At 67.8% G+C, this 22,552-nt stretch carries 28 protein-coding genes and 1 tRNA gene; 17 read left to right on the top strand and 12 right to left on the bottom strand.

Annotation, left to right across the window (positions count from 1 at the left end; genetic code table 11):
* The first annotated feature begins 1 nt into the window (after window position 1).
* The 4 genes from nuoK to OG474_RS11670 are packed head-to-tail and all read left to right on the top strand — an operon-like array spanning window position 2 to window position 5,125.
* Entirely contained in the window at window positions 2-325 is a 324-nt protein-coding gene (gene nuoK, locus OG474_RS11685; protein ID WP_405062271.1) for an NADH-quinone oxidoreductase subunit NuoK, read from the top strand.
* Window positions 322-2,088: an NADH-quinone oxidoreductase subunit L gene (locus tag OG474_RS11680; RefSeq protein WP_405062270.1), complete on the top strand. Its 1,767-nt coding sequence runs from the start codon at window positions 322-324 to the stop codon at window positions 2,086-2,088. The genes nuoK and OG474_RS11680 overlap by 4 nt, the downstream gene beginning before the upstream one ends.
* Entirely contained in the window at window positions 2,085-3,677 is a 1,593-nt protein-coding gene (locus OG474_RS11675) for a NuoM family protein (RefSeq protein WP_405062269.1), read from the top strand. Before OG474_RS11680 ends, OG474_RS11675 begins: the two co-directional genes overlap by 4 nt.
* A complete protein-coding gene (locus tag OG474_RS11670; RefSeq protein WP_405062268.1) occupies window positions 3,674-5,125 on the top strand; it encodes an NADH-quinone oxidoreductase subunit N in 1,452 nt (483 codons plus the stop codon). Before OG474_RS11675 ends, OG474_RS11670 begins: the two co-directional genes overlap by 4 nt.
* Here the strand turns inward: OG474_RS11670 and OG474_RS11665 are convergent.
* The gene (locus OG474_RS11665) at window positions 5,122-5,478 is read right to left on the bottom strand and encodes a DUF3224 domain-containing protein (RefSeq protein ID WP_405062267.1); all 357 of its coding nucleotides are present in this window, start codon (window positions 5,476-5,478) and stop codon (window positions 5,122-5,124) included. The two genes, OG474_RS11670 and OG474_RS11665, sit on opposite strands and share 4 nt — an antisense overlap.
* Window positions 5,479-5,580: 102 nt before the next feature.
* Here OG474_RS11665 and OG474_RS11660 point away from each other — a divergent pair, with 102 nt between their 5' ends.
* The gene (locus OG474_RS11660) at window positions 5,581-6,084 is read left to right on the top strand and encodes a hypothetical protein (protein ID WP_405062266.1); all 504 of its coding nucleotides are present in this window, start codon (window positions 5,581-5,583) and stop codon (window positions 6,082-6,084) included.
* Here OG474_RS11660 and OG474_RS11655 read toward each other — a convergent pair.
* Window positions 6,068-6,919, bottom strand: a complete 852-nt coding sequence (locus OG474_RS11655; protein ID WP_405062265.1) for an arylamine N-acetyltransferase — start codon at window positions 6,917-6,919, stop codon at window positions 6,068-6,070. The two genes, OG474_RS11660 and OG474_RS11655, sit on opposite strands and share 17 nt — an antisense overlap.
* A 20-nt stretch (window positions 6,920-6,939) precedes the next feature.
* On the opposite strand from OG474_RS11655, the gene OG474_RS11650 reads away from it, so the two are divergent.
* Window positions 6,940-7,506 carry a GNAT family N-acetyltransferase gene (locus OG474_RS11650; protein WP_405062264.1) on the top strand — a complete coding sequence of 189 codons (567 nt, stop codon included), beginning with the start codon at window positions 6,940-6,942 and terminating at the stop codon, window positions 7,504-7,506.
* An 18-nt stretch (window positions 7,507-7,524) separates the two neighbouring features.
* Window positions 7,525-8,532, top strand: a complete 1,008-nt coding sequence (locus OG474_RS11645) for a lactonase family protein (protein WP_405062263.1) — start codon at window positions 7,525-7,527, stop codon at window positions 8,530-8,532.
* Here the strand turns inward: OG474_RS11645 and OG474_RS11640 are convergent.
* Genes OG474_RS11640 through OG474_RS11630 form a run of 3 tightly spaced genes read right to left on the bottom strand, consistent with a single transcriptional unit; the run spans window position 8,529 to window position 10,307 of the window.
* The gene (locus OG474_RS11640; RefSeq protein ID WP_405062262.1) at window positions 8,529-9,116 is read right to left on the bottom strand and encodes a SecDF P1 head subdomain-containing protein; all 588 of its coding nucleotides are present in this window, start codon (window positions 9,114-9,116) and stop codon (window positions 8,529-8,531) included. The two genes, OG474_RS11645 and OG474_RS11640, sit on opposite strands and share 4 nt — an antisense overlap.
* Before the next feature lie 37 nt (window positions 9,117-9,153).
* Window positions 9,154-9,450 (bottom strand): hypothetical protein, encoded by a 297-nt coding sequence (locus OG474_RS11635; protein ID WP_405062261.1) that lies wholly within the window; start codon window positions 9,448-9,450, stop codon window positions 9,154-9,156.
* The gene (locus OG474_RS11630) at window positions 9,447-10,307 is read right to left on the bottom strand and encodes a phytanoyl-CoA dioxygenase family protein (protein WP_405062260.1); all 861 of its coding nucleotides are present in this window, start codon (window positions 10,305-10,307) and stop codon (window positions 9,447-9,449) included. Before OG474_RS11630 ends, OG474_RS11635 begins: the two co-directional genes overlap by 4 nt.
* Before the next feature lie 101 nt (window positions 10,308-10,408).
* On the opposite strand from OG474_RS11630, the gene OG474_RS11625 reads away from it, so the two are divergent.
* Both OG474_RS11625 and OG474_RS11620 read left to right on the top strand, forming a co-directional pair.
* The gene (locus OG474_RS11625) at window positions 10,409-11,194 is read left to right on the top strand and encodes a helix-turn-helix domain-containing protein (protein ID WP_405062259.1); all 786 of its coding nucleotides are present in this window, start codon (window positions 10,409-10,411) and stop codon (window positions 11,192-11,194) included.
* A 10-nt stretch (window positions 11,195-11,204) separates the two neighbouring features.
* Window positions 11,205-11,924, top strand: a complete 720-nt coding sequence (locus OG474_RS11620) for a hypothetical protein (RefSeq protein WP_405062258.1) — start codon at window positions 11,205-11,207, stop codon at window positions 11,922-11,924.
* A 583-nt stretch (window positions 11,925-12,507) separates the two neighbouring features.
* Here OG474_RS11620 and OG474_RS11615 read toward each other — a convergent pair.
* The 3 genes from OG474_RS11615 to OG474_RS11605 form a co-directional block, all read right to left on the bottom strand.
* Window positions 12,508-13,107, bottom strand: coding sequence for a hypothetical protein (locus tag OG474_RS11615; protein WP_405062257.1), 600 nt, complete (start codon window positions 13,105-13,107; stop codon window positions 12,508-12,510).
* On the bottom strand, window positions 13,101-14,042 hold the full coding sequence (locus OG474_RS11610; RefSeq protein WP_405062256.1) for a phosphotransferase enzyme family protein: 942 nt from the start codon (window positions 14,040-14,042) through the stop codon (window positions 13,101-13,103). Before OG474_RS11610 ends, OG474_RS11615 begins: the two co-directional genes overlap by 7 nt.
* Before the next feature lie 66 nt (window positions 14,043-14,108).
* On the bottom strand, window positions 14,109-14,600 hold the full coding sequence (locus tag OG474_RS11605; protein WP_405062255.1) for a YajQ family cyclic di-GMP-binding protein: 492 nt from the start codon (window positions 14,598-14,600) through the stop codon (window positions 14,109-14,111).
* Between the two features lie 82 nt (window positions 14,601-14,682).
* Between OG474_RS11605 and OG474_RS11600 the strand changes: the two genes are divergently transcribed.
* The 4 genes from OG474_RS11600 (at window position 14,683) to OG474_RS11585 (ending at window position 17,029) form a co-directional block, all read left to right on the top strand.
* Window positions 14,683-14,765, top strand: a tRNA-Tyr gene (locus OG474_RS11600).
* 89 nt (window positions 14,766-14,854) lie between these two features.
* A complete protein-coding gene (locus OG474_RS11595; protein WP_405062254.1) occupies window positions 14,855-15,352 on the top strand; it encodes a GNAT family N-acetyltransferase in 498 nt (165 codons plus the stop codon).
* A 1-nt stretch (window position 15,353) separates the two neighbouring features.
* The gene (locus OG474_RS11590) at window positions 15,354-15,671 is read left to right on the top strand and encodes a hypothetical protein (protein ID WP_405062253.1); all 318 of its coding nucleotides are present in this window, start codon (window positions 15,354-15,356) and stop codon (window positions 15,669-15,671) included.
* Between the two features lie 608 nt (window positions 15,672-16,279).
* Window positions 16,280-17,029 (top strand): phytanoyl-CoA dioxygenase family protein, encoded by a 750-nt coding sequence (locus tag OG474_RS11585; RefSeq protein WP_405062252.1) that lies wholly within the window; start codon window positions 16,280-16,282, stop codon window positions 17,027-17,029.
* A 53-nt stretch (window positions 17,030-17,082) separates the two neighbouring features.
* On the opposite strand, the gene OG474_RS11580 is transcribed toward OG474_RS11585, so the two are convergent.
* Together OG474_RS11580 and OG474_RS11575 are read right to left on the bottom strand one after the other, a co-directional pair.
* Window positions 17,083-17,586, bottom strand: coding sequence for a DinB family protein (locus OG474_RS11580; protein WP_405062251.1), 504 nt, complete (start codon window positions 17,584-17,586; stop codon window positions 17,083-17,085).
* On the bottom strand, window positions 17,583-18,497 hold the full coding sequence (locus tag OG474_RS11575; RefSeq protein WP_405062250.1) for an alpha/beta fold hydrolase: 915 nt from the start codon (window positions 18,495-18,497) through the stop codon (window positions 17,583-17,585). Before OG474_RS11575 ends, OG474_RS11580 begins: the two co-directional genes overlap by 4 nt.
* Window positions 18,498-18,584: 87 nt before the next feature.
* Between OG474_RS11575 and OG474_RS11570 the strand changes: the two genes are divergently transcribed.
* Window positions 18,585-19,373 (top strand): LLM class flavin-dependent oxidoreductase, encoded by a 789-nt coding sequence (locus tag OG474_RS11570; protein WP_405062249.1) that lies wholly within the window; start codon window positions 18,585-18,587, stop codon window positions 19,371-19,373.
* On the opposite strand, the gene OG474_RS11565 is transcribed toward OG474_RS11570, so the two are convergent.
* Window positions 19,370-19,798 carry a GNAT family N-acetyltransferase gene (locus OG474_RS11565; RefSeq protein WP_405062248.1) on the bottom strand — a complete coding sequence of 143 codons (429 nt, stop codon included), beginning with the start codon at window positions 19,796-19,798 and terminating at the stop codon, window positions 19,370-19,372. The genes OG474_RS11570 and OG474_RS11565 overlap by 4 nt on opposite strands.
* An 80-nt stretch (window positions 19,799-19,878) precedes the next feature.
* Here OG474_RS11565 and OG474_RS11560 point away from each other — a divergent pair, with 80 nt between their 5' ends.
* Genes OG474_RS11560 through OG474_RS11550 form a run of 3 tightly spaced genes read left to right on the top strand, consistent with a single transcriptional unit; the run spans window position 19,879 to window position 21,905 of the window.
* On the top strand, window positions 19,879-21,006 hold the full coding sequence (locus OG474_RS11560) for a hypothetical protein (protein WP_405062247.1): 1,128 nt from the start codon (window positions 19,879-19,881) through the stop codon (window positions 21,004-21,006).
* Window positions 21,007-21,025: 19 nt separating this feature from the next.
* Window positions 21,026-21,547 carry a YciI family protein gene (locus OG474_RS11555; RefSeq protein WP_405062246.1) on the top strand — a complete coding sequence of 174 codons (522 nt, stop codon included), beginning with the start codon at window positions 21,026-21,028 and terminating at the stop codon, window positions 21,545-21,547.
* Between the two features lie 52 nt (window positions 21,548-21,599).
* Window positions 21,600-21,905 carry a putative quinol monooxygenase gene (locus tag OG474_RS11550; RefSeq protein WP_405062245.1) on the top strand — a complete coding sequence of 102 codons (306 nt, stop codon included), beginning with the start codon at window positions 21,600-21,602 and terminating at the stop codon, window positions 21,903-21,905.
* Here the strand turns inward: OG474_RS11550 and OG474_RS11545 are convergent.
* Window positions 21,889-22,551 carry an alpha/beta fold hydrolase gene (locus OG474_RS11545; protein ID WP_405062244.1) on the bottom strand — a complete coding sequence of 221 codons (663 nt, stop codon included), beginning with the start codon at window positions 22,549-22,551 and terminating at the stop codon, window positions 21,889-21,891. The genes OG474_RS11550 and OG474_RS11545 overlap by 17 nt on opposite strands.
* Window position 22,552 lies beyond the last annotated feature (1 nt).

Below are 22,552 nucleotides of genomic sequence, written 5' to 3'. Positions count from 1 at the left end.
GATGCCGCTGGTACTTCCGTTACTTCTGGCGGTCACGCTCTTCTGCCTCGGTGTGTACGGCGTCCTGTCCCGCCGCAACGCGGTGACCATCCTGATGTCGCTCGAGCTGATGCTGAACGCGGTGAACATCAACCTGATCGCGTTCGACGCCTGGCACCTCGACGGGCTGGCGACCGGTCAGACCCTCGCTGTCTTCGTGATCACGCTGGCCGCGGCCGAGATCGGGCTGGGCCTCGCGATCGTCCTGCTGCTGTTCCGCGGCCACGGTCACGTCGACGCGGACGCGGCCCGCGACCTGGTCGAGCACGAGGAGTCCCCGACGTGATCGCGACCGTCTGGCGGGTCGTCGGTGTCGGCTTCTCGCTCCTCCTGCTCCTGATCGCCGGCCTCCTGTACGGCGCCGCCCCGGAGCAAGTGACTTTCCTGAACTCGCAGATCAGCGACCTGACCATCGGGTTCGCGGTCCGCACCGACGATCTGACCGTGCTGCTGCTCGCGGTGGTCGGAGTCGTCGCGACGTGCGTGCAGGTCTACTCGCTCAGCTACCTGCACGAGCGCGCGGCGTCGTACCACGCGCTCGTCACGCTCTTCACGGCCGCGATGGCGACCGTGGTCGTCTCGGACAGCCTGTTCCTGCTGCTGATCGGGTGGGAGGTGATGGGCGCCTGCTCGTATCTGCTGATCAGTCACTACTGGGAGCGCCGCGACGCCCGCTCCGGCGCGGTCAAGGCGTTCCTGATGACCCGCCTCGGTGATGTCGGGTTCCTGTTCGGCATCTTCGTGCTCGGTGTCGGCGCGGGTACCTTCCGGATCTCCGAGCTCGACCCGGCCCAGATCTCGCCCGGTGTGCTGACCGCCGGCACCCTGCTGCTCCTGGTCGGCGTCGTCGGCAAGTCGGCCCAGGTGCCGTTGCAGACCTGGCTTCCGGACGCGATGCCCGGCCCGAGCCCGGTCAGCGCGCTGATCCACGCGGCGACGATGGTGGCCGCCGGTGTCTTCCTGATTGCCCGCTTGTACGACGTTTTCGCCGCCTCTGCGACGACCATGACCGTGCTCGCGGTGATCGCCTGCGTGACCATGCTGTTCGCCGCGCTGTGCGCGATGGCGGCGGTCGAGGTGAAGCGGGTGCTGGCCTGGTCGACGGTCAGCCAGCTCGCGATCATGTTCGCCGCGCTCTCGCTGGGCACGCGCGAGGGGCGGCACGCGGCGCTTTTCCACCTGGTCACGCACGCGGCGTTCAAGGGCCTGCTGTTCCTTTGCGCCGGCGTTCTGCTGCATCAGGTCGGCAGCGCGGCCTTCGTGGTGCTCCGCCGGTACACGCGCCGCGGCAAGCTGCGGAACACGTTGCGGGTGACCTTCCTGACGATGACCGTCGGCCTCGCGGCACTGGCCGGCGTACCGGGGTTTGCTGGGTTCTTTTCCAAGGACACCGTGCTGGAAGCGGCCTGGGAGCACGCGCACGAGGACGGTTCGGTGCTCGGCTGGCTGGTGCTGGCCTCGGTCGCGGTGACCGCGGCGTTCACGGCCTTCTACTGCACCAGGCTCTGGCTGTGGGTGTTCTTCCGGACGCCTGCGCTGGCCGGTGCGATGGGTGCGTTCGAGCAGGACGACCCGATGGCGGATCTCGAGGATCCGGACACCTCCAAGCTCAAGGACGCGCCCTGGCTGATGCTCGCGCCGCTCGTCCTGCTGGCGGTGGGCGCGATCGGGCTCGGGTATGTCGACGGTCTGCACATCAACTGGGTGATTGCGTTGGGTTCGACGGTGCTCGTGCTGTTCGGCGTCCTCCCGGCGTACTCGCTCTGGTCGCGTGGCGCCGATCCGCGGCCGGCGGTGCTGGAGCGTGAGTTCGGGATGGATCGGGCGTACCACGGTCTGTTCGTGGTGCCGGTGCGGTGGCTGTCCAAGCTGAGTGTGTTGGGGGACCGGGACGTGATCGGCGGCTATGTCCGGGCGGTCGGCCGGAGCGGGTCGCTCGCGTCCCAGGGTTTCCGGCTGCTGCAGACCGGGAACGTCCAGACCTATCTGACAGGTGCCGTGGTCGGCGTCGTCGCCCTCGCGATCCTCGCCGGGGTGATCGCCCGATGATCACCGTGCACACCGCTCATGACAGCTTCGAGGTCGCCGTCCTGCTCGGCATCCTGATCCTCCCGGTGCTGGCCGCGCTGGCGCTCTGGGCGCTGCCGATCCAGCTCGGCGATCGGCTGGCCGCGGCGTACGGTGCGGTCGTGTCCGGGATCGTGCTGGTCGGCTCGATCCTGCTCTGGCCGCGGCCCGGCGGCTGGTTCGCCTACACCAGCCAGCTCGACGCCGGCGCGCAGCCGCACCTGACCCTCTACGCGAACTCCAACATGACCGTCCGGCCGCTGCGCGCCGTCACGGATGTCCCGTGGATCCCGCCGCTGGATGTGCGGTTCCACATCGGGATCGACACGATCTCGCTGCCGCTGATCATCCTGACCGCGCTGCTCACCTTCCTGTGCTGCATCTACTCGTTGAAGATCACCCCGCGGATCGGGCGGATGCGCTCGCTGATCGCGTTGCTGCTGGTGATCGAGGCCGGCGTGATCGGTGCGTTCAGCGCGATGGACCTCGTGCTGTTCTTCGTCTGCTTCGAGATCGTGCTGATCCCGATGTGGCTGATCATCGACATCTGGGGCGACGACCACGACCCGGCCGGCCGTAAGCGGGCAGCGACCACGTTCGTGCTGATGACGGTCTTCGGGTCCGCGCTGATGCTGCTCGGCTTCCTGCTGGTCTACCGGCAGGCCGGCACCTTCGACATCGCCCAGCTGACCAGTACGCCGGTGCTCGGCGGGCACGGGATTCCGTTGGCCGCCGCGCTGCTGATCGCGGTCGGGCTCGCGGTGAAGGTGCCGTTGTGGCCGCTGCACATCTGGCTGCCCGACGCGCATGCGAAGGCTCCGACGGTCGGTTCGGTGATGCTGGCCGGGGTCCTGCTGAAGCTCGGGACGTACGGCCTGATCCGGATCCTCGTCCCGGTCCTGCCCGACGCGACCGTGACAATCGCGCCGTACCTGGCGGGCTTCTCGACCGTTGCGATCATCGCCGGTTCGCTGGCCTGCCTCGGACAGACCGACGTGAAGCGGCTGATCGCGTACTCCAGCGTCGGTCACATGGGCTTCGTCGGTCTCGGGATCGCTTCGCTGTCCGACGCCGGGATGAAGGGCGCGCTGTTCGCGAACATCGCCCACGGCATCATCACCGGCCTGCTGTTCTTCCTGGCCGGCGCGATCAAGGACCGCCACGACACCAGCGACCTGCGCACGATCGGCCGCGCCCTGTACGCACGGTTGCCGCGGATCGGGGCGTTGCTCACGTTCGCCTGCCTGGCCTCGCTCGGATTGCCCGGGCTGGCCGGGTTCTGGGGCGAGATGCTGGTCCTGCTCGGCGCCTACGAGCCGGCGGCCTCGTTGCCGCGGGCAACCTACTTGGTCTTCATGGTGGTCGCCGGGATCGGGACCGTGCTGACCGCGGCGTACTTCCTGCGGCTGATTCGCAACCTCTGCCAGGGTGACCCGGCCGAGAATCCAGCCAGTGCGTTTGCGGTTGACCTGAGCCGGATCGAGCTGATCACCTGGACGCCGCTGATCGTGCTGACCGTGCTGCTCGGTGTCTGGCCCGGCCTGCTTCTGCACCAGTGGGAGATCCTGTGACGATCACGTGGACCGACTGGCAGGCGATCGCCGTGCCGCTGGTGCTGGCGATCGGTGCGGTCGCCGTGTTGCTCATCGACGCGTTCTGGCGCAGCAGTACGGCGCAGCTCCGGCACACCGTGGTCACGTTGCTGACCGGTGCGGTGATTCTGTTCGGGCTGGTGTTCGTCTGGGCGCAACGTGACGACTTCAAGCCGGCCTTCTGCCGTCCGGCGATCGAGGGCCCGGCTGAGTGCAGTCTGGTGTTCGAGCCCCTGACCGCTGGGCTGTGGGCCGTGCTGCTGATCGGCGGACTCGGAGTCGTCGGACTATCGGCGTACCGGCTGTTGTCGGCGGACATCCCCGTTGGCGAGTACCACTTCCTGCTGCTCAGTGCGCTGGTCGGCGCGACCACGCTGGCCGGGGCGCGCGACCTGGCGACGGTGGTGATCGGGCTCGAGGTCGTGTCGCTGCCGAGCTTCGCGCTGATCGCCCTGCGGCGGGATCGCCGGGGTTCCGAGGCGGCGCTGAAGGCGTTCCTGGTGTCGGTGCTGTCGACCGCCGTGATGCTCTTCGGCATCTCCTACCTGTACGGCGTGACCGGATCCCTGTATCTGAGCACGATCGCGAACCGGCTGACCGGGCTGGATCCGGATCTGCGCCGGGTCGCCTTCGCGGCCGGGCTGTTCGTGATCGTCGGATTCGGCTTCAAGATCGCGGCTGTCCCCTTCCATGCTTGGCTACCTGACGCGTACGTCGGTGCGCCGATCGAGGTGACCGCGTTCCTGGCCGTGGTGTCGAAGTCGGCGGGTGTCGCCGGACTGCTGATCCTGGTGGTGAACGGGATCGCGCCGGTCGGGTCCGATCTGCGGCTGGTGATCGCGATCCTGGCGGCCGTCACGATGACGGTCGGCAACCTGGCCGCGCTGCGGCAACGCGAGGCCGTGCGACTGCTCGCCTGGTCGTCGATCGGCCAGGTCGGCTTCCTGCTCGCCCCACTCGCGGCCGGCGACGCTCAGGCGGTCGTCGGGTATCTGGCGGCGTACGTGGTGGTGACGCTCGGCGCCTTCGGGGCCGTCGCGATCGTGCAGCGGCATCGGCCGAGCGGGTTGCTGTCGGACTACCGCGGCATGGTTCGCTCCGAACCGGGGCTCGCGGTGGCGCTGATCTTCTTCCTGGTCGTGCTCGCCGGGCTGCCGCCGGGCCTGGCCGGGCTGTTCACCAAGTTCGCCGCGTTCCAGGCCGTGATCGACGCCCACCTCGGCTGGCTGGCGATCGTGATGGCGATCAACGTGATGATCGGCCTCGCGGTCTACCTGCGCTGGATCGCCGAACTGTTCCTGCTGCCCGCCGACGACCCGTTCTCGGTCGACATCGAGACCCCTGCCGTTGTGATGGTCTCGCTGTTCGCCGCGGCCGCCGTCGTGGTCTCGGTGCTGCCGAGCACGCTCTTCGCGCTCGCTACCTAGTAGCTGACGGTCACGTCGTGGCCGTCGAGCTTCAGCTTGCCCAGGAGACCTGCGAGCTGCCCGGTTCCCGAGCCGGGGACGAACTCGTAGTACAGGGTGGTCTCGTCGCTCATGGTGCCGAACTGCTGCAGTACGACGGTGCCGTTCAGTCCGTCGATCCGGCCGCTGAACACCTCCAGCGCCACGTAACCCGCCTTACCGGTGGATGGGTCACCGGCTGACAGCATCAGGCCGGTGCTGGTGCCGACCATGCCGCCGGTCCAGTTCTTGGTGAAGTCGAAGCGGGCGGTTGCCTCCAGCAACGGATCGGCGGGTTTGAGGTCGATGGTGAACGCTGCTGTCGTCTCAGGCATGCCCGGACCTTAGCCCGGTGGTGGAGCTTCGGCCTTGTAAGAACGCGACAGCTTCCGGCCAGATCGCCTAGGCGGGCGGTCGGAGTCGCTACTGTCGGTTGGGTGATCAGACGCGTACTCCTCGCTCTGTCGCTGACTGCTGCGCTGGCAGCCTGCGGCAGCTCCACGGACCAGCCTGGAGCCACGAACAGCGCAACCTTCGAGCCGGTGCCGACCGTCTCCGGCACCCCATCGCCTCCGTCACCAGCCCCGCCCAGCACGCCGACCCCTGTTGCGCCGACCCCTGTTGCGCCGGCTCCTAGTACGCCGAAGCCCAGCACGCCGGAGTTGCCTACCGCGAAGGACGGGCAGAACTACAAGGCGTGCAACGACGGCAACTGCGAGGTGGTGATCCAGAAGAAGGCGGTCATCACGCTGAACGGTGAGAAGAACACCGCGACCGTGAAGGACGGGAGCGTCCGGCTCGCGAGCGCCAACGGTTACGTCAGCCTCGGCGGGCTGGGCGGATCGGTCAGCTGGTCCAACGGCAACGGACCGACCCACAGCGCCACCCTCAACTACGCCGAGGGCGACGTCGTGATCATGGTGATCAGGACCCAGCGCTAGTTTTCGCGAGGAAGTCCTCGTACTGCGTCCAGACCCGGCGCCACAGTTCGTCGCGCTGCGCGGCGTCGTACTGGGGCAGCGGCAGGAAGAACTCGTCGGCGAGGATCGCGAAGTAGTCAGCCTGGTTCTCGATGATGCTGCTGTCGACGCGGTCGGCGAAGGTCTCCACCCGGCCGACCGATCGCAGGACGGCGACGGAGGTCGGTTTGCGCCGGAACACCGATGCGGTACGGCGGAACGCGGACTGCGGGTCGCCCGACAGCTCGGCGTGTTTGGCCGCGAAAGCGTCGAGCGTGACCGGTTCGTCCTCGAAGTCCATGCCGATCAGGTTGGCGCGGGCGTCGTGGTCGAGGCGCCAGCCGGTGGTCTTCTCGGAGCGGCGGAGGCGCAGTTCGAAGGGTTCCTGGTAGGTGCTGCCGACCTCCAGCGGTATCGGGCGGATGAGAGCCTCGCCGAGACCGGCGTCCACCACCCAGAATCGCTCCGGATCTTCGGCCAGGCCACGCACGGTCAGGACCAGGTGGCTCGCATCGACGTCGCCTGCCCGGGTCGGCGTCTCGGCGCCGCTGCGGTGCATGCGAACCTCGTAGCCGAGTTGGGTGAGCAGCACGCCGAGAACGCCGTTCAGCTGGAAGCAGTAGCCGCCGGTTTCCCGGGCGATGATCCGGCGGGCGGTCTCCTCGAGATCGAGCGGCGTACCGGGCTGCAACTGGTACTGGACCGACTCATACGGGACCTGGTCGACGTACGCCTCGTGGAGCCGCGACAACGCGTCCAGGCTGGGCTTCTCGTCGTGCTCGACGCCGATCCGGCGGAGGAAGGCTTCGGTATCCACGAAGTCGAGGTTATGTCAGGATGCTTGAGGTGATCGTCGTTCTGGATCAATTTGCAGCTCTTGGCATCGCGGCTGAGCTCGGCGAGGTGTTCGCGGCCGCCTTCGCCGCGGAGGAACGCGCCGACGCCACGCGCTTCGCCACCGAACAGCTCCCCACGCACGCGGAGCGCCAGGACTTCCGCCTGGTTGCCGCGCGGCTGCCACCGCCGGACGATGTCGTCAACGTGCTCGGGCCCGGGCCTGTCCTGGGCTTTGCCTACGGGTTCACCGGTTGGCCTGGACAGTGGTGGTCGGACCGGATCGCCGCGGCGGTGCCTGTTGAGCTGGCGGCCGAGTGGATCGGTGGGCACTTCGAGGTGGTCGAGCTCGCGGTCATTCCCGAGGCGCGGGGGCAGGGGCTCGGGGCCGCGTTGATGACCGCGTTGCTGGACGGACTTCCGAACCGCAAGGCACTACTGACCACGTACGCCGATGATCGGACCGCCCCACGGCTGTACCGGCGATTGGGCTGGCAGGTGCTGGTGCCGGACCTCGGGTGGGGGTCGGCGCTCTACGGACTGGACACCGGAGTGCCCGACGCTCGGTGACCTGGCAGGGTATGCGGTATGACCTCTGAGCAGATCTATGTCGGGAGCTACACCAGCCAGCCGGGGGGCGGCGAGGGGATCGGGTTCGGCACGCTGGACGGGCTCTCGCTGGCAGCGACGGTCGTCGACCCGTCGTTCCTGGTCCGGTCCGCCGATGGACGGTTCCTCTACGCGACCAACGAGGGTGAGGGCGGCCGGGTCAGCGCCTTCGCGATCCAGACCGACGGTGGGCTGGAGTTCCTGAACGACCAGCCGACCGAGGGCCTGCACCCGTGCCACCTCGGCATCGACCCCACCGGCGCCTATCTGCTGTCGGCGAACTACAGCTCGGGCTCGATCGCGATCCACCCGATCGGCGCCGACGGCTCACTCGGTACGGCGACGCAGATCCTGCAGCGCGAGGGCACCGGCCCGAACGCCGAGCGTCAGGAGGGTCCGCACGCGCATCAGGTGGTCTTCTTCGGTGAGTTCGTCTTCGACGTCGACCTCGGCTCGGACACCGTCTACACGTCGACGCTGACCTCGGCCGGCCGCCTCGAAGCAGTCGACCTGCTGCGCGTCCACCCCGGCGCCGGTCCGCGGCACCTGGTGTTCCATCCGGACGGCAACGCGGCGTACGTGATCAATGAGCTCGACTCGACGCTGAGCGTCTGCAGCTACGAGGAGGGCAAGCTGCAGGTCGTGCAGACGCTGTCGACGCGCCCGGCCGACTCGCCGGGGGAGAGCTTCCCGGCCGAGCTGCTGATCTCCGCCGACGGCCGTTTCCTCTACGGCTCCAACCGTGGCGACGACACCATCGCCGTCTTCGCGATCGGTGCGGACGCGGTCTCCGCCGAGCTCGTCCAGACCATCGACTCGGGTGGCAACTGGCCGCGGCACCTTGCCTTCAGCAACGACGGCGCGCTGCTCTACTCGGCCAACGAACGGTCCGACACGATTGCGACGTACGTGATCTCGGACGGTCTCCTGACGCCGGCCGGCGACCCGACGAGCTGGCCGAAGCCGGTCTGCATCCTCCCGGTCTAACCGGTGATGTCGGCGGCCAGCTTCTTGGCTTCGGTGCTGGTGAAGGTGCCGGAGATCTGAACCTGGCCGTCGGAGATGGGCCCGCTGACGGCCGGCGCCGAGACGACCTTGTCCTTGACGACGATCGCCAACTGGTTCTTGGGCGGTACCTGCTCGGCCAGGGCGGCGGTCAGGGTCGCGAATGCTTTGGCGCCCCGGCTGTCGAGGGTGAGGCTGATGTACCAGCCGAGGGCGCCGTTGGTGCTCGGTGCGGCCTCGACCTTGGTGACGTGGCTGCCCTCGAGCTCGACCTGACCGAGCGTGTATCGGGTGCCTTCGTCGTCGCACCGGACGTTCGCGGCCTGCGGGCCCTTGGTGCATGCGTTCGGCTCGGCCTTGAGTACCTTGCGGAACTCCAGCGTGTCCGCCGCGGCCGGCTTTGGCTCCGACGGCTTGTCCGACTCGTTGGTCCGGGTCAGCAGGATGACGGCGATCCCCGCGACGGCCGCGACCAGCACGACCACGAGCACCAGGACCAACACCAGCGGCCCCCGGCTGCGCTTGATCGGCGTACCGGGCTGCGGAGGCGGATATGACTGAGCCATGACACCGGATGCTAGTGGTGTCATGGCTCGTACGTCGTCAGACCAGCTTCTCGAAGAAGAACTCGTGCTTCAGGAACGAGACGTCATACTCGTGACCCGGCTGCGGCGGCAGCAACTGCGCGGCCTGGAACAACCGCCAGCCGTCCTTGAGCGCATCCAGTCCGTTGGCGTACGGCGGTACGTCGCTGTCCCCGGTGGTCGGCGACGTCGCGCCGGTCCCGTCGTACGTCGACCAGCCGACGACGCGGGAGTCCAGTGCGGACGAGGCGAGGTACAGGACCAGCACCTGCTGGCGGACCGTCTGCTGGGTGGTTCCAACTGCTTCGGCGGTCATGCGATCACCTTCTTGGCGTGGGGGTTGACGCTGCGCTGGGAGACGACGCGCTGCGGGCGGTTCGTCACCCGGGTCACCCAGTAGTCCGGGTCGAACGTGTCGTCACCGGTGATCGCCTGCCACAGCTTGACGCGGTTGTAGATCTCCAGCCGACCGGTCGCGTTCTCGTACCACGGGAAGGACTGGCCGAGCTCGCGCGCCACCTCCTCGTCGTACAGGTCCTCGAGGTTCCACAGCCGGACCTGACGCACGGTCGGGTTGAAGCGGATCTTGAACATGTACCGGTCGATCGCACTGTCGTTCTTGCGGCCGCCGTGCCAGATGCCGTGATGCAGGAACTGGACGGTGCCGGCCGGGCAGACCAGTCTGGTCTGGCCGAGCAGGTTCTGGTAGCGGCCGGTGTCGGACTCGTTGGTGCGCCGCAGGTGGCTGCCGGGGACGCTGAGCGTGCCGCCCATCTCCAGCGTGACGTCCTGCGGGTAGTACATGAGCTGGACGTCGAAGGCGTCCTCGCGGACGTCGATGATCGCGTCACCGTGCAGGTTCTGCGCCTCGCCCTCGTTCGCCCGGCGGATGTGCACGGCGTGGTGGTCGACCGTCGGCTCCGGGCCGACCAGGCTGTGGATCGCCCCGGCCACCTCGGGCAGCTGCACCAGCCGCTGGACGAATTCGCTGTCCGCGAACGCCTCCGACAGCGGGGTGCCGTAGGGGACGCCGGGGATGCCGTTGTCGAGGACCTCGATCGCCTGCCGGTTCATCTCGTCGGGCACGACGGCGTCCATCCGGAGCGCCCCCGTCGCCACGAAATGCGCCATCTGAACCGAGCTGAGCAGGTTCTTCTGATGCGGATGGGGCATGGTTCTCCCTCTCGGGGGTGGTGGTTACTACTCCACAACGCTAGGTCGGGTCTTTGTTCTTGTGCATGGGTTGTGATCACCACTGGTGGTAATTTTTCACCATGATCGCGTTGCCACTAGCCGCGCCGCCGGAGGTTGTCAACGTCGGCGTCGGGATCCACGGCACCCGGTCGCTGCGCGACGTCTTCCTGATCCCGGACCTCTGGCAGCTCCACCTCTACGCCTACTCCTGCGACCTCACCGTCGCCGGTACGACGTACGCGGTGGCGCCGGGATATGTGTCGCTGACCCCGGCCGGCTCGGTGGTTCAGTTCGACTATCGCGGGCGCTCCGAGCACCTCTACGCCCACTTCCGCCCGGCTGCTGTGGGTGCGCCGTCGCACGTGCCCGTCGTACAGGACGCTGGTGATGCGGCACCGCTGCTGACCGGTTTGTTGCGGTCAGCCATCGAGGCCTCGCCCTCCGGCTCCGCCCGGGTCGCTGCCGAGGTCTGGACGGCCCTCTGGCGCATCGCCGACCTCGCGGCGGCCACACCCTTGGGGGACCCCCGGCATCCCGCCGTAGCGGCGGCCATGGCGTACATCGAGGCGAACCTCGGTCGGCCGCTGAGCGTGGCTGGGGTGGCTCGGGTGGTGGGGGTCTCGCACAACCACCTCACCCGGCTCTTCCAGGCCGAAACCGGCTCGACGGTGATCGGCTATTTGCGGCGCCGGCGAATGACCAGAGCCCGGCACTTGCTGGTGGCCTCGACCTTGTCGATCCCCGCGGTCGCAGCCTCCGTGGGCATCCCTGACCTGCAGGCCTTCAACAAGACCTGCCACCGGGAGCTCGGGGCCTCACCTCGGACGATCCGAAATGAGATGACCGGGTTGGCCGGCGCCGGATAGCGTGCTCGGTGTGCTGATTCCCGCGACGGACGCTCCGCAGTACGACTCTGAGGCTGAGGTCCGCTTCGCCGAGGTGTGGCCTGAGTTCATCTTCCACGACCCTGCGTCTTCGCAGTGGTCGCCGCGGCGGGCGGAGTACTTCCGCAACTGGGAGTTCTACTACGCGGTCGACGGCAGCCTGGCTGCGGGCTGCTGGGGCGTGACGCTGCCTTGGGACGGGACGGTCGCTGATCTGCCGGGCGGGTACACGGATTCGCTCGCGCGGTCGGTGACGGCGTACGAGGCGGGCGTCGTACCGAACACCTTCGTGCTGATGGCGGCGGCTGTGCTGCCCTCGTTCCGGGGCGCTGCCTCGGGGTTGCTCACCGCCGTCCGCGACCGGGCTGTGGCTGCCGGTCTGTCGCAGGTCATCGCGCCGCTGCGGCCTACCTGGAAGCCGCGCTATCCGCTGACGCCGGTCGAGACGTATATGACCTGGACCCGGCCTGACGGCCTTCCGTTGGATCCCTGGCTCCGCACGCACGTCCGCTTAGGCGCCACCGTCCTGGCAGCCGCTCCGAGGTCCCAGACCATCACGGGGACGGTCGCCGAGTGGGAGTCCTGGACCGACATGGCCTTCCCCGCCACCGGCACCTACATCATCCCCGCCGGCCTCTCACTCCTAGAGATAGACCGCTCCGCCGACACCGGCACGTATGTAGAGCCCAACATCTGGGTCCGCCACGCCTAACAACGTCGGGAAGGACACGTAGTAGTGCCTCTGGCTAATGCCGTGAACGCCTTCGCCAGGCTCGACTGCCCCACCTCTACGTGTCGTTACCGACGCCTAGGGCGTGTCTCTGAAGCTCAACACGTCATCAACATGCCCTAGTTGTGGCCGGAGACAGGCAGGCGGGACCGGAGACCCATGGCTCGAGGTCTCCAGCCACCACTCCCTGTCCCCAGCCACCAGTCCCTGTCTCCTCCCGTCATTTCCTGTCCCCGGCCACCAGTGATGGCCCGGGACGCATAGTCGGGGCTGGAGACCTGTGGTGCGGGTTCCCTGGCCACCGTTACCTGTCTCCGGCCACCACTCCAGGCTCTTCAACCACCGCCTCTCCGAGCCCACCGTGCACGGCCCAGGCCGAGCCGACAGCCGGGGGTTTGAACAGGAACTGGTGGGGGTGGACAGGTCATAACTTGTTCAAGCCCACCCTGCGGTGTGGACGCCCCCGACGGCTGGCGGCGGAGACAGGTTCTCAGGGCCGGAGACCTGTGGTGCGGGGTCTCCGGCAACCGTTGACTGTCTCCGGCCACCACTCCGGCCACGATGGTTAGTCGTCGTCCTCGTCGTCCTCGTCGACCGGCCGTCGCCGTTCGCCTTCCGGCGTGAACCGAAGCGACTCCACGAACGGTTCCCCACACCGCCCCGCAAGCACTACTTCCTCGTCCGCGGTGTGGAACCACACCATCGGTTCACCCGGCAGCCCGTAGCCGAGCGCCTGGTCGCTGTTGCCCCCGATCCGCACCGACGGCTCCCCGAACCGCTCGATCACGTCAGCCCGTGCGCGATCGACCGCGCACCACGTGTCCAGCGCGCGACGCATCTCGCCGTACTCCTCAGCCGTGAGCGTCCGATCAAGCGTCAGCCACTTGTGATCATGCGCGTAGTCCGCATACACCGAGGCCGCCCCGTGCTGCTCGGTCTCCGGCATCAGCAGAGTCACCACCCCGCTCACTCCATGCGACGTCCACGCCTCCGCCCAGCTCATCGTGTTCCGCCAGGTCCGTCGATCACCCGTCTCAGTCACGTAGACCACGTCGGTGAGTGTGTAATCGAGCCCGATCTCGCTCGGCCCGAACATCCCCGGCCGCCGGATCGCGTGATTCAGCTGCTCGATGAAGTGTTGCTGGATCTGCTCGACGGTCAGCATGCTTCGACCGCCAACGCGGCCAGGCCCTCGGCGAGGATGCCTCGGGTGATGCGGACGCAGTCTTCGCGGTCAGGTCCAGTCAGCGCCTGGTGCGACCAGAGCACGACATCTTCGCGAGCCCGGATGTGGCGGTAGTAGCGAACCGCGTTCTCGTCGACCACGTGCGGCCCGTACCCGCTGAGGAACGCCTCCACCTGCTCGGCCGTCGTCGGACCGACCTCACCCATCCCACCGAGCATGAACATCAGGTCTTGCTCACGCGGCGCGAGGATCACGTCGTCCCAGTCGATCAACTGCAGACCGTCCTCCGCCACAAGCACGTTGCCAAGATGCGGATCCCCATGGCACACCACCCGCGGTCCCTCAGGCACCGGCGGATCATCAGCCAGCAGTACGTCGATCGTCCCCGCGTACCGCGCCCAGAGCCCCGCCAACTCGGCCTCAACCTCGTCCTGTGGCTCGCTGACCCGCTCCCGCACCTCCGCCGCCAGCCCCGGCACCCGAGCAACGATATGACTCTGCTTCGGCAGCGCGTCCCGCAGCCGCGCCGGTGGTTCCGCGTCATGCACCCGCCGCAGCAGTACGCCGTACTGGCTCCACTGCTCGACCGTCAGCCCACCGTCAGCCGCCCGCCGGCCGTCGATCCACGGCGTCACCGTCAGCCGCTTCTTCTTCCCGTGGAAGGTCCACAACCCACCCTCCACGGTCCGCACCACCTCCGGCACGCCCGGCAGACCGCTATCACCCAGGTACGCCGCCACCTGGTGCCCGGTGTTCGTCCCGGCCCCACTCCACTTCACGGCGTACCGATTGGTCGCCGTACTGGCCCTCCACACCTGCGCGGCCAGGTCCGCCCCGTGGCCGACGGGTGAGAGTTCCACCACATCCAGCCCGAAGTCGTCGTACAACCACCGCTGCAGCAACGTGTCACCCACGCCGCCCAGCATGCCCGCCGCAGCGGGCCGCGGCGACCCGATATCCGGGCCGCCGGCCGGCGTCGGTCAGCGGTAGTTGACGAACTGCACCGCGAAGTCGAGGTCCTGTCCCTTGATCAGCGCCTGCACGGTCTGAAGGTCGTCCCGGCTCTTGCTGGAGACCCGCAACTCCTCGCCCTGGATCTGCGCCTTGACCCCCTTCGGACCCTCGTCCCGAATCAGCTTGGAGATCTTCTTCGCGTTCTCCTGCGTGATCCCGGCGTCGATCGTCGCGGTGATCTTGTAGATCTTCCCCGACAACTTCGCCTCGTCCGCCTCCAGCCCCTTGAGCGAGATCTGCCGCTTCACCAACTTGTCCTTGAACACGTCGAGGACGGCGTTCACCCGCTCCTCGGTGTTCGCCTCCATCGCGATCGACTCCCCGCTCCACTCGATCTGAGCGCCGACGTTCTTGAAGTCGAACCGCTGGCTGATCTCCTTCGCCGCCTGGTTCACGGCGTTGTCCACCTCCTGCCGCTCAACCTTGTTCACGATGTCGAACGACGACTCCGAAGCCATGGGCACTTCCTTTCCGATTTGCCGACAGGGGCACCTACTGTTGTATCGTCTCCCACGCCGGTTCACGAACCGGCAGCACCCTGGCGGGTTGCCCGAGTGGCCAAAGGGAGCAGACTGTAAATCTGTCGGCTTATGCCTACGCAGGTTCGAACCCTGCACCCGCCACAGGCGCTAAACAGCCCCTGACCTGCGAACCAGCAGGTCAGGGGCTGTCTTCTTGTGTCCGCCGTCTCCCAGAGCCGAACGGACCACGGATGCTGATCACACTCGACGAGTCGCACCGCCAACTTGTCCATCAGGCCCGCGACGAGGCCGGAGCGTGGCTAGCCACCAAGGGAACCGATCAGTATCGCGGCGGCCTCGACCTGACCCAGGTTCACACCAACATCGACCGAGACTTCGATGCTCACGAGTTCGTCGGCTGGCAAGTAGACGGCCAGGTGGTCGCCATGCTCGCCATCAGCACCCCGGACACCGACTTCTGGACCCCAGCGGAACGGGTCGAACTCCAGACCTACATCAGCCGCTTCTACGTCACAGAACACGGCCGCGGCCACGGCGCAGCCTTGCTCGGCGCTGTCGAAGAGCGTGCCCACCAGGCAGGCAACCACTGGCTCCGCCTGAATTGCTGGACCACGAACACGCGCCTCCACGACTACTACCGAGCCCACGGCTACAAACACGTCCGTACCTGCGACGTTCCCACCCGGCCAAGCGGCGCACTGTTCGAGAAGGATCTATTAGGGAGTTGAGATGTCTGAGCACGCGGTGATCATTCAGATCGCACTTGGGGAAGACCATTTCGGCAGTGCGGAGGCTCGCGAGGTGGTGCGGGTGCTTGAGCGGGAGATCCGGGCGGTTGTCGATGGCAGCGGCCTGGGTGAGTTTGATGGGGACGAGTTCGGGGGCGGCGAGGCGGTCCTGTATCTGTACGGGCCGGACGCCGACAAGCTCTATGCCGCCGTTGAACCGGCCCTGCAGGCGCTGCCTTTGCGGCCGGTTCAGGTGACCCGGCGGTACGGCGATGCGGGAGATCCGGCCGCTCTGGAACGGCGCATCCAGCTCGAGTGAAGCCGGCGAGTGTGGCGAGTGGGCGGTCGAGCGAAGCCACCGTGCCGATGAGCGCCCTCCGATGAGGGGGACGGACCGCCGGCACTGACCAACTCTGTGCCGCATGCTCGGTTCAGGCTCAGCGAGACCGGGCATGGGCGGCCAGGAGCGGGTTGGTGAGTGGCGCAGGTCCGCCCCATCCACCACACCCCAGGTCGGGGGCGGTTTCTGGTTAGGTGCCGCAGAGGGAGTTGGCGTAGGGGGTTTGGTGGTCGGGTTGGTCGTTGCGGAGGTGGCGTACCAGCGGTCGCCGACGATGTCGGCCCTGGCGCCGCCGCCGATGACCTGACCCGAGGTGCACGGTACGGCGCCGCCGGCGATCGAATTCGGGTTCGCCAGGATGGTCGCCGTACGGACGTTGTAGTTGCTCAGGCCGCTGTAGTAGATGACCTGCAGGGTGAAGGAGCGGACGGTGTTGGTGCAGTTGGTGACGGTGACTCGCCGGCCGGTGCCGCCGTCGAGGGCGCGGCTGGCTTTGAGTTCGGGGCCGAGATCTCACGTCGGTTTCACCGGGTGGGCCGGCCGAATTTCGGTGGCGAGCCGGTACGGCGGGCGCTCAGCATGGAGGGATGTTGAGTGATGACCAGTTGGAGGAGTTTGCCCGGGACGGGATCGTGCGGGTGCCGGAGGCGTTCGGGGCTGAGGATGCGGCTCGGATGCGGGCGGGCTTGTGGCGTGAGCTGGGCGAGCTGCATGGGATTCGGCCGGACGATCGCCGTACCTGGGAGCCGCATCGACCCACCAGACTGAAAGCGAGCAAGAAGGGTCCGGCGGCTGACGCGATTCTCGGGCCGGTGCTGCGGGGTGTGCTGGACCAGTTGCTGGGGAGTTGGGTGGAGCCGTCGCACCAGGGGCAGGTGCTGGTGACCATGCCTACCGGCGACGAGTGGGCGGTGCCGCATCGGCAGTGGCATACGGATGTCGGGTACGACGAGCTGCCGCGTGACGAGCTGGTGGGTGTGAAGGTCTGGGCGCTGCTCGGCGACCTTGCGGCCGGTGGTGGCGGGACGCCACAGATCGCGGGCTCGCATCGGGTGCTTGCGCGGTATCTGGACAGGACTGACGAGCGCGACTTCAGCACGGTTCGCGATCAGGTGCTGGCTTCGCACGAGTGGTTCCGCCAGCTGACCAGTGAGAATCGGAGCGAGGACTGGGTGGCCGAGGGAGACGTGGACGGGATCCCGGTGCGGGTGGTCGAGCTGACCGGGAATGCCGGCGACGTCTACCTGACGCATCCGTGGGTGCTGCATTCGATCGCGCCGAACGCGCGGCAGGCGCCGCGGATGATGCGCAGCCGGATGATGTGGCGACAGAGTTGATGTGGCGACAGGGCTGATGTGGCGGCAGGGCTGACTACTGGCGGCAGGGCTGACTACTCGCCTACTTCCCCGTACACGGACTCGCGGATGAGGTCGGCGTGGCCGTTGTGCCGGGCGTACTCCTCGATCATGTGCAGGACGACCCAGCGGACGCTCGGGGTTTCGCCGTTCGGGAAGCTGCGGGCGGCAGGCTGGTCGAGCCCGCCGTTGGCGAGGGTTTCGGTCAGCTGAGCGCGAGAGCGGTCTACCGCGGCTTGCCAGATGCCGTGGAGCGCCTCGGGGGTCTCTCGAATAGCCCACACCTCCTCGGGATTCAGACCGGCCCACTGCGGATGACGCTTGTTGCCCTGCATGCAGCGAGAGAACCAGTGGTCCTCGTAGTAGGCCAGGTGCTTCTGCATCCCGCCGAGCGTCATCGACGAGGCACCCACGGTCGCCCGCAGACCGGCGTCGTCCAGGCCGGAGCACTTCCAGGCGAACGTCGCGCGGTGGTACTCGAGGAAGCCGATCAGCGACTCGGCCTCGCCCGCGGCCAGTGGCGGCTCAGTCCTGTTCATGGTCGGGAGTTTAGGAGATCGCCGCAGAAGGAGCGGATAGCTCGGTTGACCAACACCGGGCGTTCCCAGGGGAGGAAGTGGCCGGCGCCTCTGTCCCAGAAGGGGCCGACCGCGTTGGGGAACGCCACCAAGCAGCGTTCTTCGAGATGGTTGCGCAGGGTGATCTGGTCGGTGCCGACCAGGATCAGGGTCTGATGGTCGACCGGACGGTCGGTGAGTTCAGGCGCTGACAACGGACGGGTTCCCATGACGACCTCGTAGTCGGCGAACGACGCGCGGAGGCGGGCAGCATCGCCGTACGGCGCGGTGAGGAACGCGAGGTCCTCTGGGGAGAAAGCGTCGGGCGGGCACCAGAGACGGTGGCCGTAGAACTCGCCGATGTAGCGACGCCGCTGCTCCGGAGTCGCGAGTTCGGCGACGAGTTCGTCGGCGTGCAGGCCCTGCTGGCGGACGTAGTCGTAGACGGCGGGCTTGGGATCGATGGGTGGGAGATCCGCGAAGGCCAGCTGCGGCATCGAGTCGTCGAGGATCACGAGGCGGTCCACCCGGCCGGGGTGGCGGGTGGCCAGGTCGATGGCGATCATCGCGCCGAGGTCGTGGCCCGCGACAACCGCGCGGTCCCAGCCGAGCTGGTCGAAGAGGCCGAGCAGGTCGACGTTGAACGCGTTGAAGTCGTAGAAACCGTCCGGCGCGAAGTCCGAGTCGCCGTACCCGCGCAGGTCGGGTGCGACGACGTCGAAGCCTGCCTCGGCCAGCGGGATCAGGTTGTGCGCCCAGATCCGGCTCGTGCACGGGAACCCATGGAGGAGCAGGAGCGGTACGCCGCCCTCCCCACGACGCCGTACGGCGAGGTGATGCCCGGGGCCAACCTCGATACGTAACGGCGTTACGACTTCAGCGGGAACAGCCATGCCTCCGGTCTACACGGCATTCCGGACGTTCCACCGCCGGAATCTGTCCCCTTACAAGCTGTCGGTGGACGGAGGTAGAACTGAAGGATGGAATATGGATTCATCCTCCCGGGCGGGACTGCAGGTGAGCAGCTGGAGCAGGCGGTGCTGGCTGAGCAGGCCGGCTGGGACGGTGTGTTCGTCTGGGAGGCCGCGTACGGCGTGGATCCGTGGGGACTGTTGTGCGCAGTGGCCGCGCGGACGGAGCGGATCCGGTTGGGGACGATGCTGACACCGCTGCCGTGGCGGCGGCCGTGGAAGGTGGCCAGCCAGGTGGTGACGCTGGACCAGGTGTCCGGTGGGCGGGCGACGCTGGCGGTCGGTGTCGGAGCAACGGAGACGGATCTGCCGCGGACGGGTGAGGAGTTGGAGCTGCGGACGCGCGCGGCGATGCTCGACGAGGGGATCGACCTGATCCGCGAGCTGTGGAGTGGCGGGCTCAGCTATCAGGGCGAGTACTACGAGTACAACTGCGAGCGCGATGACCTGGCGCAGGTCGGGCGGCCGGTCCAGGAGCGGATTCCGATCTGGGTGGTCGGAGTGTGGCCGCGACCGAAGTCGATGCGGCGCGTACTGCGTTGTGACGGAGTCCTGCCGCAGTTCGAGGAGGGGCAGGACACGGTTGCAGAGCTGGGGCGACTCAAGACGTGGCTGAGTGAGCACGACGCCGAGATCGACGTCATCGCCGAGGGCGAGGCGCAGGATACGACCGCGGTGCAGCCTTGGATCGATGCCGGGGCGACGTGGTGGCTCGAGACTCGGTGGGAGATGCCGCACCACTCCGCCGAGCGGATGCAGGAGGTCCGCGAGCGGATCGCGGCCGGCCCGCCCAGCTAGACGCCGCGGGTCATGTAGACGTCGACCGGATCCTCGGAGTCGACAGTGAAGCCGTGGCGTTCGTAGAGGCGGCGGGCTGGGCTGCCTTGGAGGACGTTGAGGCGCACGACGCCGGGGTGCGAGTCCAGGACGTGCTGGAGTACGGCGCTGCCGAGGCCCCGGCCCTGTAGCTGCGGATCCAGGAAGAAATGCTCCAGCCAAACGACCCCGTCCGCCGGGCGGAGCGCGATCGAGCCGGCAAACCGGTCAGAGTCCTCGATGATCCAGGCGTGCGCCGGGTCGAAGGAGTCGCGAAAGCGCTGGCGGACGCGGCGCTCGTCGTACCGGCCGAGGCGTTCCAGATCAGGGCGCAGTACGACGGCGCGCAGCTCGGCGATCGGTTCGACATCGGCCGGGGTGGCTGGGCGGAGGCACCAAGAGATCACCAGGCAAACACTAAGGTTGGGAATAGTGGCCCGGCGGGGGAGGGTTGCTCCTGACGACGTGTTTTCGTGAGAGGGACGGGATGAAGCCGACTGAGTTCGTGAAGGTGAACGCGCAGTTCTGGGGGGAGCACCTCCGGGAGATCAGCGGGCACCTGCCGGTGAGCCACCGGCGGGAGCTGGCCGGGCCGTTGCTGTATCCGCGGATGCTGGTGCTGACGGAGACGCCGGACTGGAACATCGTGGAGCTGGTCGGCATCAGCCGGGAGTACCGGAGCCTCGAGGTGCGGCGGCAGAAGGTCGCGAGCGTCGAGGAGTACTTCGGGGTCGGCGGTGGCACGGCGGTGGTGACGCTGCCGGGCGAGAACCTGTTCAAGGACGCGACCGTGGCCACGCACGACGGCCGGCGCGAGCTCGAGGCGCGGTTCCCGGGTGTGCGGTCGATGATTGGCCAGGAGTTCTCGGGGCCGGGTGACGACCTGCTGAAGTTCGCGCCGGGCAACTACTCGACCTTCGACCGGACGCTGCTGGTGCACTCGGCCGGGTCCGCGCTCCGGGCGCACTGGGTGTTTTTCGCGCTGGCGATCCACCGCTCCGAGCCCGCGGAGAAGTATCTGGACTTCCTCCGCAACTTCGCCGCCGCAGCGCCGCACACCGACCCGATCGGGACGCTGAGCGTGCCGCGGTCGGACGACGGCGCCGACCTGCAGGGCGCGGTCTTCGCGAGCACCTACCTCGCGCACGATGTACCGAACTCGACGGTCGACCAGTTCCTGAGCGCCAACGAGGACTTCCTGCTGACCGCGTTCGACGCGACCAAGCTGATCCGGCAGCCGCACCTGGAGTGGCAGTCCGGCGACGAGGCCGCCCTCACGCCCGACTTCATCCTGGAGCGGGCCGACGGTTCGCATGTCGTTGGTGACCTGCGGCTTCCGCTGGCTGACGGGGTCAAGGGCAAGAAGCACCGCCGTACGACGGTGCTCGCGGACGGCGTTGGCCAGCTCGCCCGCGTCACGGCGTACTTCGACGACGCGGACAACCGGGCGTTCGCGAACACGAAGTACGGCGTGGAGATCAGCGCTCCGCGCAAGCTCGTGGTGATCGGCTCGCAGGACCTCGTCGACGCCGCGCAGCTGAAGGCGGCCGAGGACGTCGAGGTGCTCGACTACGACACCATCCTGCGTCTGCACCTCGCGGCGACGACCTCCTAGATCGGTAAGGTCCGATCCCGTGCAGTACTTCGTGTACGGACGGGATCGGGCCGGCTCCGGCGACCTCAAAGAGAGGTTGACGCCGGAGCATTGGGCCTTCATGGACGGGTACGCCGACGAGCTGATCGCCCGCGGGCCGACGCTCACGCCGGACGGCGAGGACACCACCGGCAGCCTGCACATCGTCGAGGTGCCGAGCTTCGAGGCGGCCAAGTCCTTCGCGTACGACGATCCCTACTATCGCGCAGGCGTCTTCGACGACGTCCTGATCTGCCGCTTCCGCAACCACACGGGCGGCACCATGTGGGACTTCGCCAACGCAGTCGACGGGTTCAACCGCTACCTCGTCCACACCGACGACGCTCCCCGGTCGCTTACCTCGCCGCACGTCATCCTGTCCGGCGACCTGCTCGCCCTCGACGCCGACGAGCACCTCGGCCGCGCCGTACTGCTAGAGGCCCCCACCCCGGAAGCTGCCGCAGCCCTCGCCGTGGCCGACCTGTCGAAGGTCCACCCCTGGACCTTCGGCGGCCGCCGCTAACTGTCTGTTCCGCAGCCGTCTCTTCGTCGGTGACATGACGGAAGGAGCAGCGATGACAGTCATCGTGGCGGGCAGTGTGTGGGTGGAGCCGGCAACCAGAGACCAGTACGTCGACGCTCACCAAGTGATCGTCCGCGCGGCCCGTGTCCACCCCGGCTGCCTCGACCTGGCCATTTCGCCCGACCCGATCGACCCCGGCCGCGTGAACATCTACGAGTACTGGGACTCCCAGCAAACGCTCGACACCTGGCGCACGATCTGCCCGCGGCCAAACCCAACCACCGCGTCAATCATTTCCCAGAACGTCCAGCTTCATGAGATCTCCAGCTCGGGCCCGCCTTTCAGAGCAAAGAGCTGACTCGCTCCGCAATGTCGCGAGCCTCGGGCGTGTCCGCACTCAACGCGGATGCGGCATGGTCGAGGCCCTCGAACTCCAGATAGGCGAACCCGATTCCCTCCAGCACCGGACGGAGTCGGCGTACCGGCTTGATCGCCCGGTCGGCGGTCCCGAGGTAGACGACCTTCGTCCCCGCGAAGACTCTGAGCTCGTGATGCCAGTCGAATGATCGATATGCGCGCCAGAACTCCAACGGCGGGCGCGGCAGCCGCGGCTCGCGCTCGAGTCGGCGCATCTCGCTGTCGGTCGGGAAACCGATCGGTGGCAGGCCGCCCATCACCAGCGCGTCGGCGCGGTCCGTGCTGCGCGCGACCATCGCTGCCATCGCGGAGGTCTGCGAGAACCCCCAGACCGCGAAGCGATCGAGGCCCTCGTGGTCCAGGACAGCCAGCACCTGCTCGCCGATCGAGCCGAAGTCGTACGCCGCCGGCCGGTCGCTCGCGCCGAACCCCACCGGCTGCACCTGCAGCACGCGGAACCGGTCCGCGAGCCAGCGCGCTGCGGGGAAGTTGGCCGGTTGGCGGTTGTTCTTGAGCAGGACGAGGACCGGGCCGCTCCCACTGACCTCGTACGCGATTCGGACGTCGCCGTACCGGAGGGTGCGCATT

The organism is Kribbella sp. NBC_01505 (assembly GCF_045040285.1).
GTDB lineage: Bacteria > Actinomycetota > Actinomycetes > Propionibacteriales > Kribbellaceae > Kribbella.
Note: the sequence above shows the minus strand (reverse complement) of the source record. Positions and strands in the feature narration are given on the sequence as shown.

Excerpts from the sequence above, each read along its gene's own strand:
- nuoK (WP_405062271.1), top strand. The coding sequence starts at position 2 with ATGCCGCTGGTACTTCCGTTACTTCTGGCGGTCACGCTCTTCTGCCTC.
- OG474_RS11550 (WP_405062245.1), top strand. The coding sequence starts at position 21,600 with ATGACAGTCATCGTGGCGGGCAGTGTGTGGGTGGAGCCGGCAACCAGA.
- OG474_RS11625 (WP_405062259.1), top strand. The coding sequence starts at position 10,409 with ATGATCGCGTTGCCACTAGCCGCGCCGCCGGAGGTTGTCAACGTCGGC.
- OG474_RS11570 (WP_405062249.1), top strand. The coding sequence starts at position 18,585 with ATGGAATATGGATTCATCCTCCCGGGCGGGACTGCAGGTGAGCAGCTG.
- OG474_RS11640 (WP_405062262.1), bottom strand. The coding sequence starts at position 9,116 with ATGGCTCAGTCATATCCGCCTCCGCAGCCCGGTACGCCGATCAAGCGC.
- OG474_RS11575 (WP_405062250.1), bottom strand. The coding sequence starts at position 18,497 with ATGGCTGTTCCCGCTGAAGTCGTAACGCCGTTACGTATCGAGGTTGGC.
- OG474_RS11630 (WP_405062260.1), bottom strand. The coding sequence starts at position 10,307 with ATGCCCCATCCGCATCAGAAGAACCTGCTCAGCTCGGTTCAGATGGCG.
- OG474_RS11650 (WP_405062264.1), top strand. The coding sequence starts at position 6,940 with ATGCTTGAGGTGATCGTCGTTCTGGATCAATTTGCAGCTCTTGGCATC.
- OG474_RS11665 (WP_405062267.1), bottom strand. The coding sequence starts at position 5,478 with ATGCCTGAGACGACAGCAGCGTTCACCATCGACCTCAAACCCGCCGAT.
- OG474_RS11590 (WP_405062253.1), top strand. The coding sequence starts at position 15,354 with ATGTCTGAGCACGCGGTGATCATTCAGATCGCACTTGGGGAAGACCAT.
- OG474_RS11645 (WP_405062263.1), top strand. The coding sequence starts at position 7,525 with ATGACCTCTGAGCAGATCTATGTCGGGAGCTACACCAGCCAGCCGGGG.
- OG474_RS11545 (WP_405062244.1), bottom strand. The coding sequence starts at position 22,551 with ATGCGCACCCTCCGGTACGGCGACGTCCGAATCGCGTACGAGGTCAGT.
- OG474_RS11580 (WP_405062251.1), bottom strand. The coding sequence starts at position 17,586 with ATGAACAGGACTGAGCCGCCACTGGCCGCGGGCGAGGCCGAGTCGCTG.
- OG474_RS11585 (WP_405062252.1), top strand. The coding sequence starts at position 16,280 with ATGTTGAGTGATGACCAGTTGGAGGAGTTTGCCCGGGACGGGATCGTG.
- OG474_RS11675 (WP_405062269.1), top strand. The coding sequence starts at position 2,085 with ATGATCACCGTGCACACCGCTCATGACAGCTTCGAGGTCGCCGTCCTG.
- OG474_RS11635 (WP_405062261.1), bottom strand. The coding sequence starts at position 9,450 with ATGACCGCCGAAGCAGTTGGAACCACCCAGCAGACGGTCCGCCAGCAG.
- OG474_RS11560 (WP_405062247.1), top strand. The coding sequence starts at position 19,879 with ATGAAGCCGACTGAGTTCGTGAAGGTGAACGCGCAGTTCTGGGGGGAG.
- OG474_RS11595 (WP_405062254.1), top strand. The coding sequence starts at position 14,855 with ATGCTGATCACACTCGACGAGTCGCACCGCCAACTTGTCCATCAGGCC.
- OG474_RS11605 (WP_405062255.1), bottom strand. The coding sequence starts at position 14,600 with ATGGCTTCGGAGTCGTCGTTCGACATCGTGAACAAGGTTGAGCGGCAG.
- OG474_RS11615 (WP_405062257.1), bottom strand. The coding sequence starts at position 13,107 with ATGCTGACCGTCGAGCAGATCCAGCAACACTTCATCGAGCAGCTGAAT.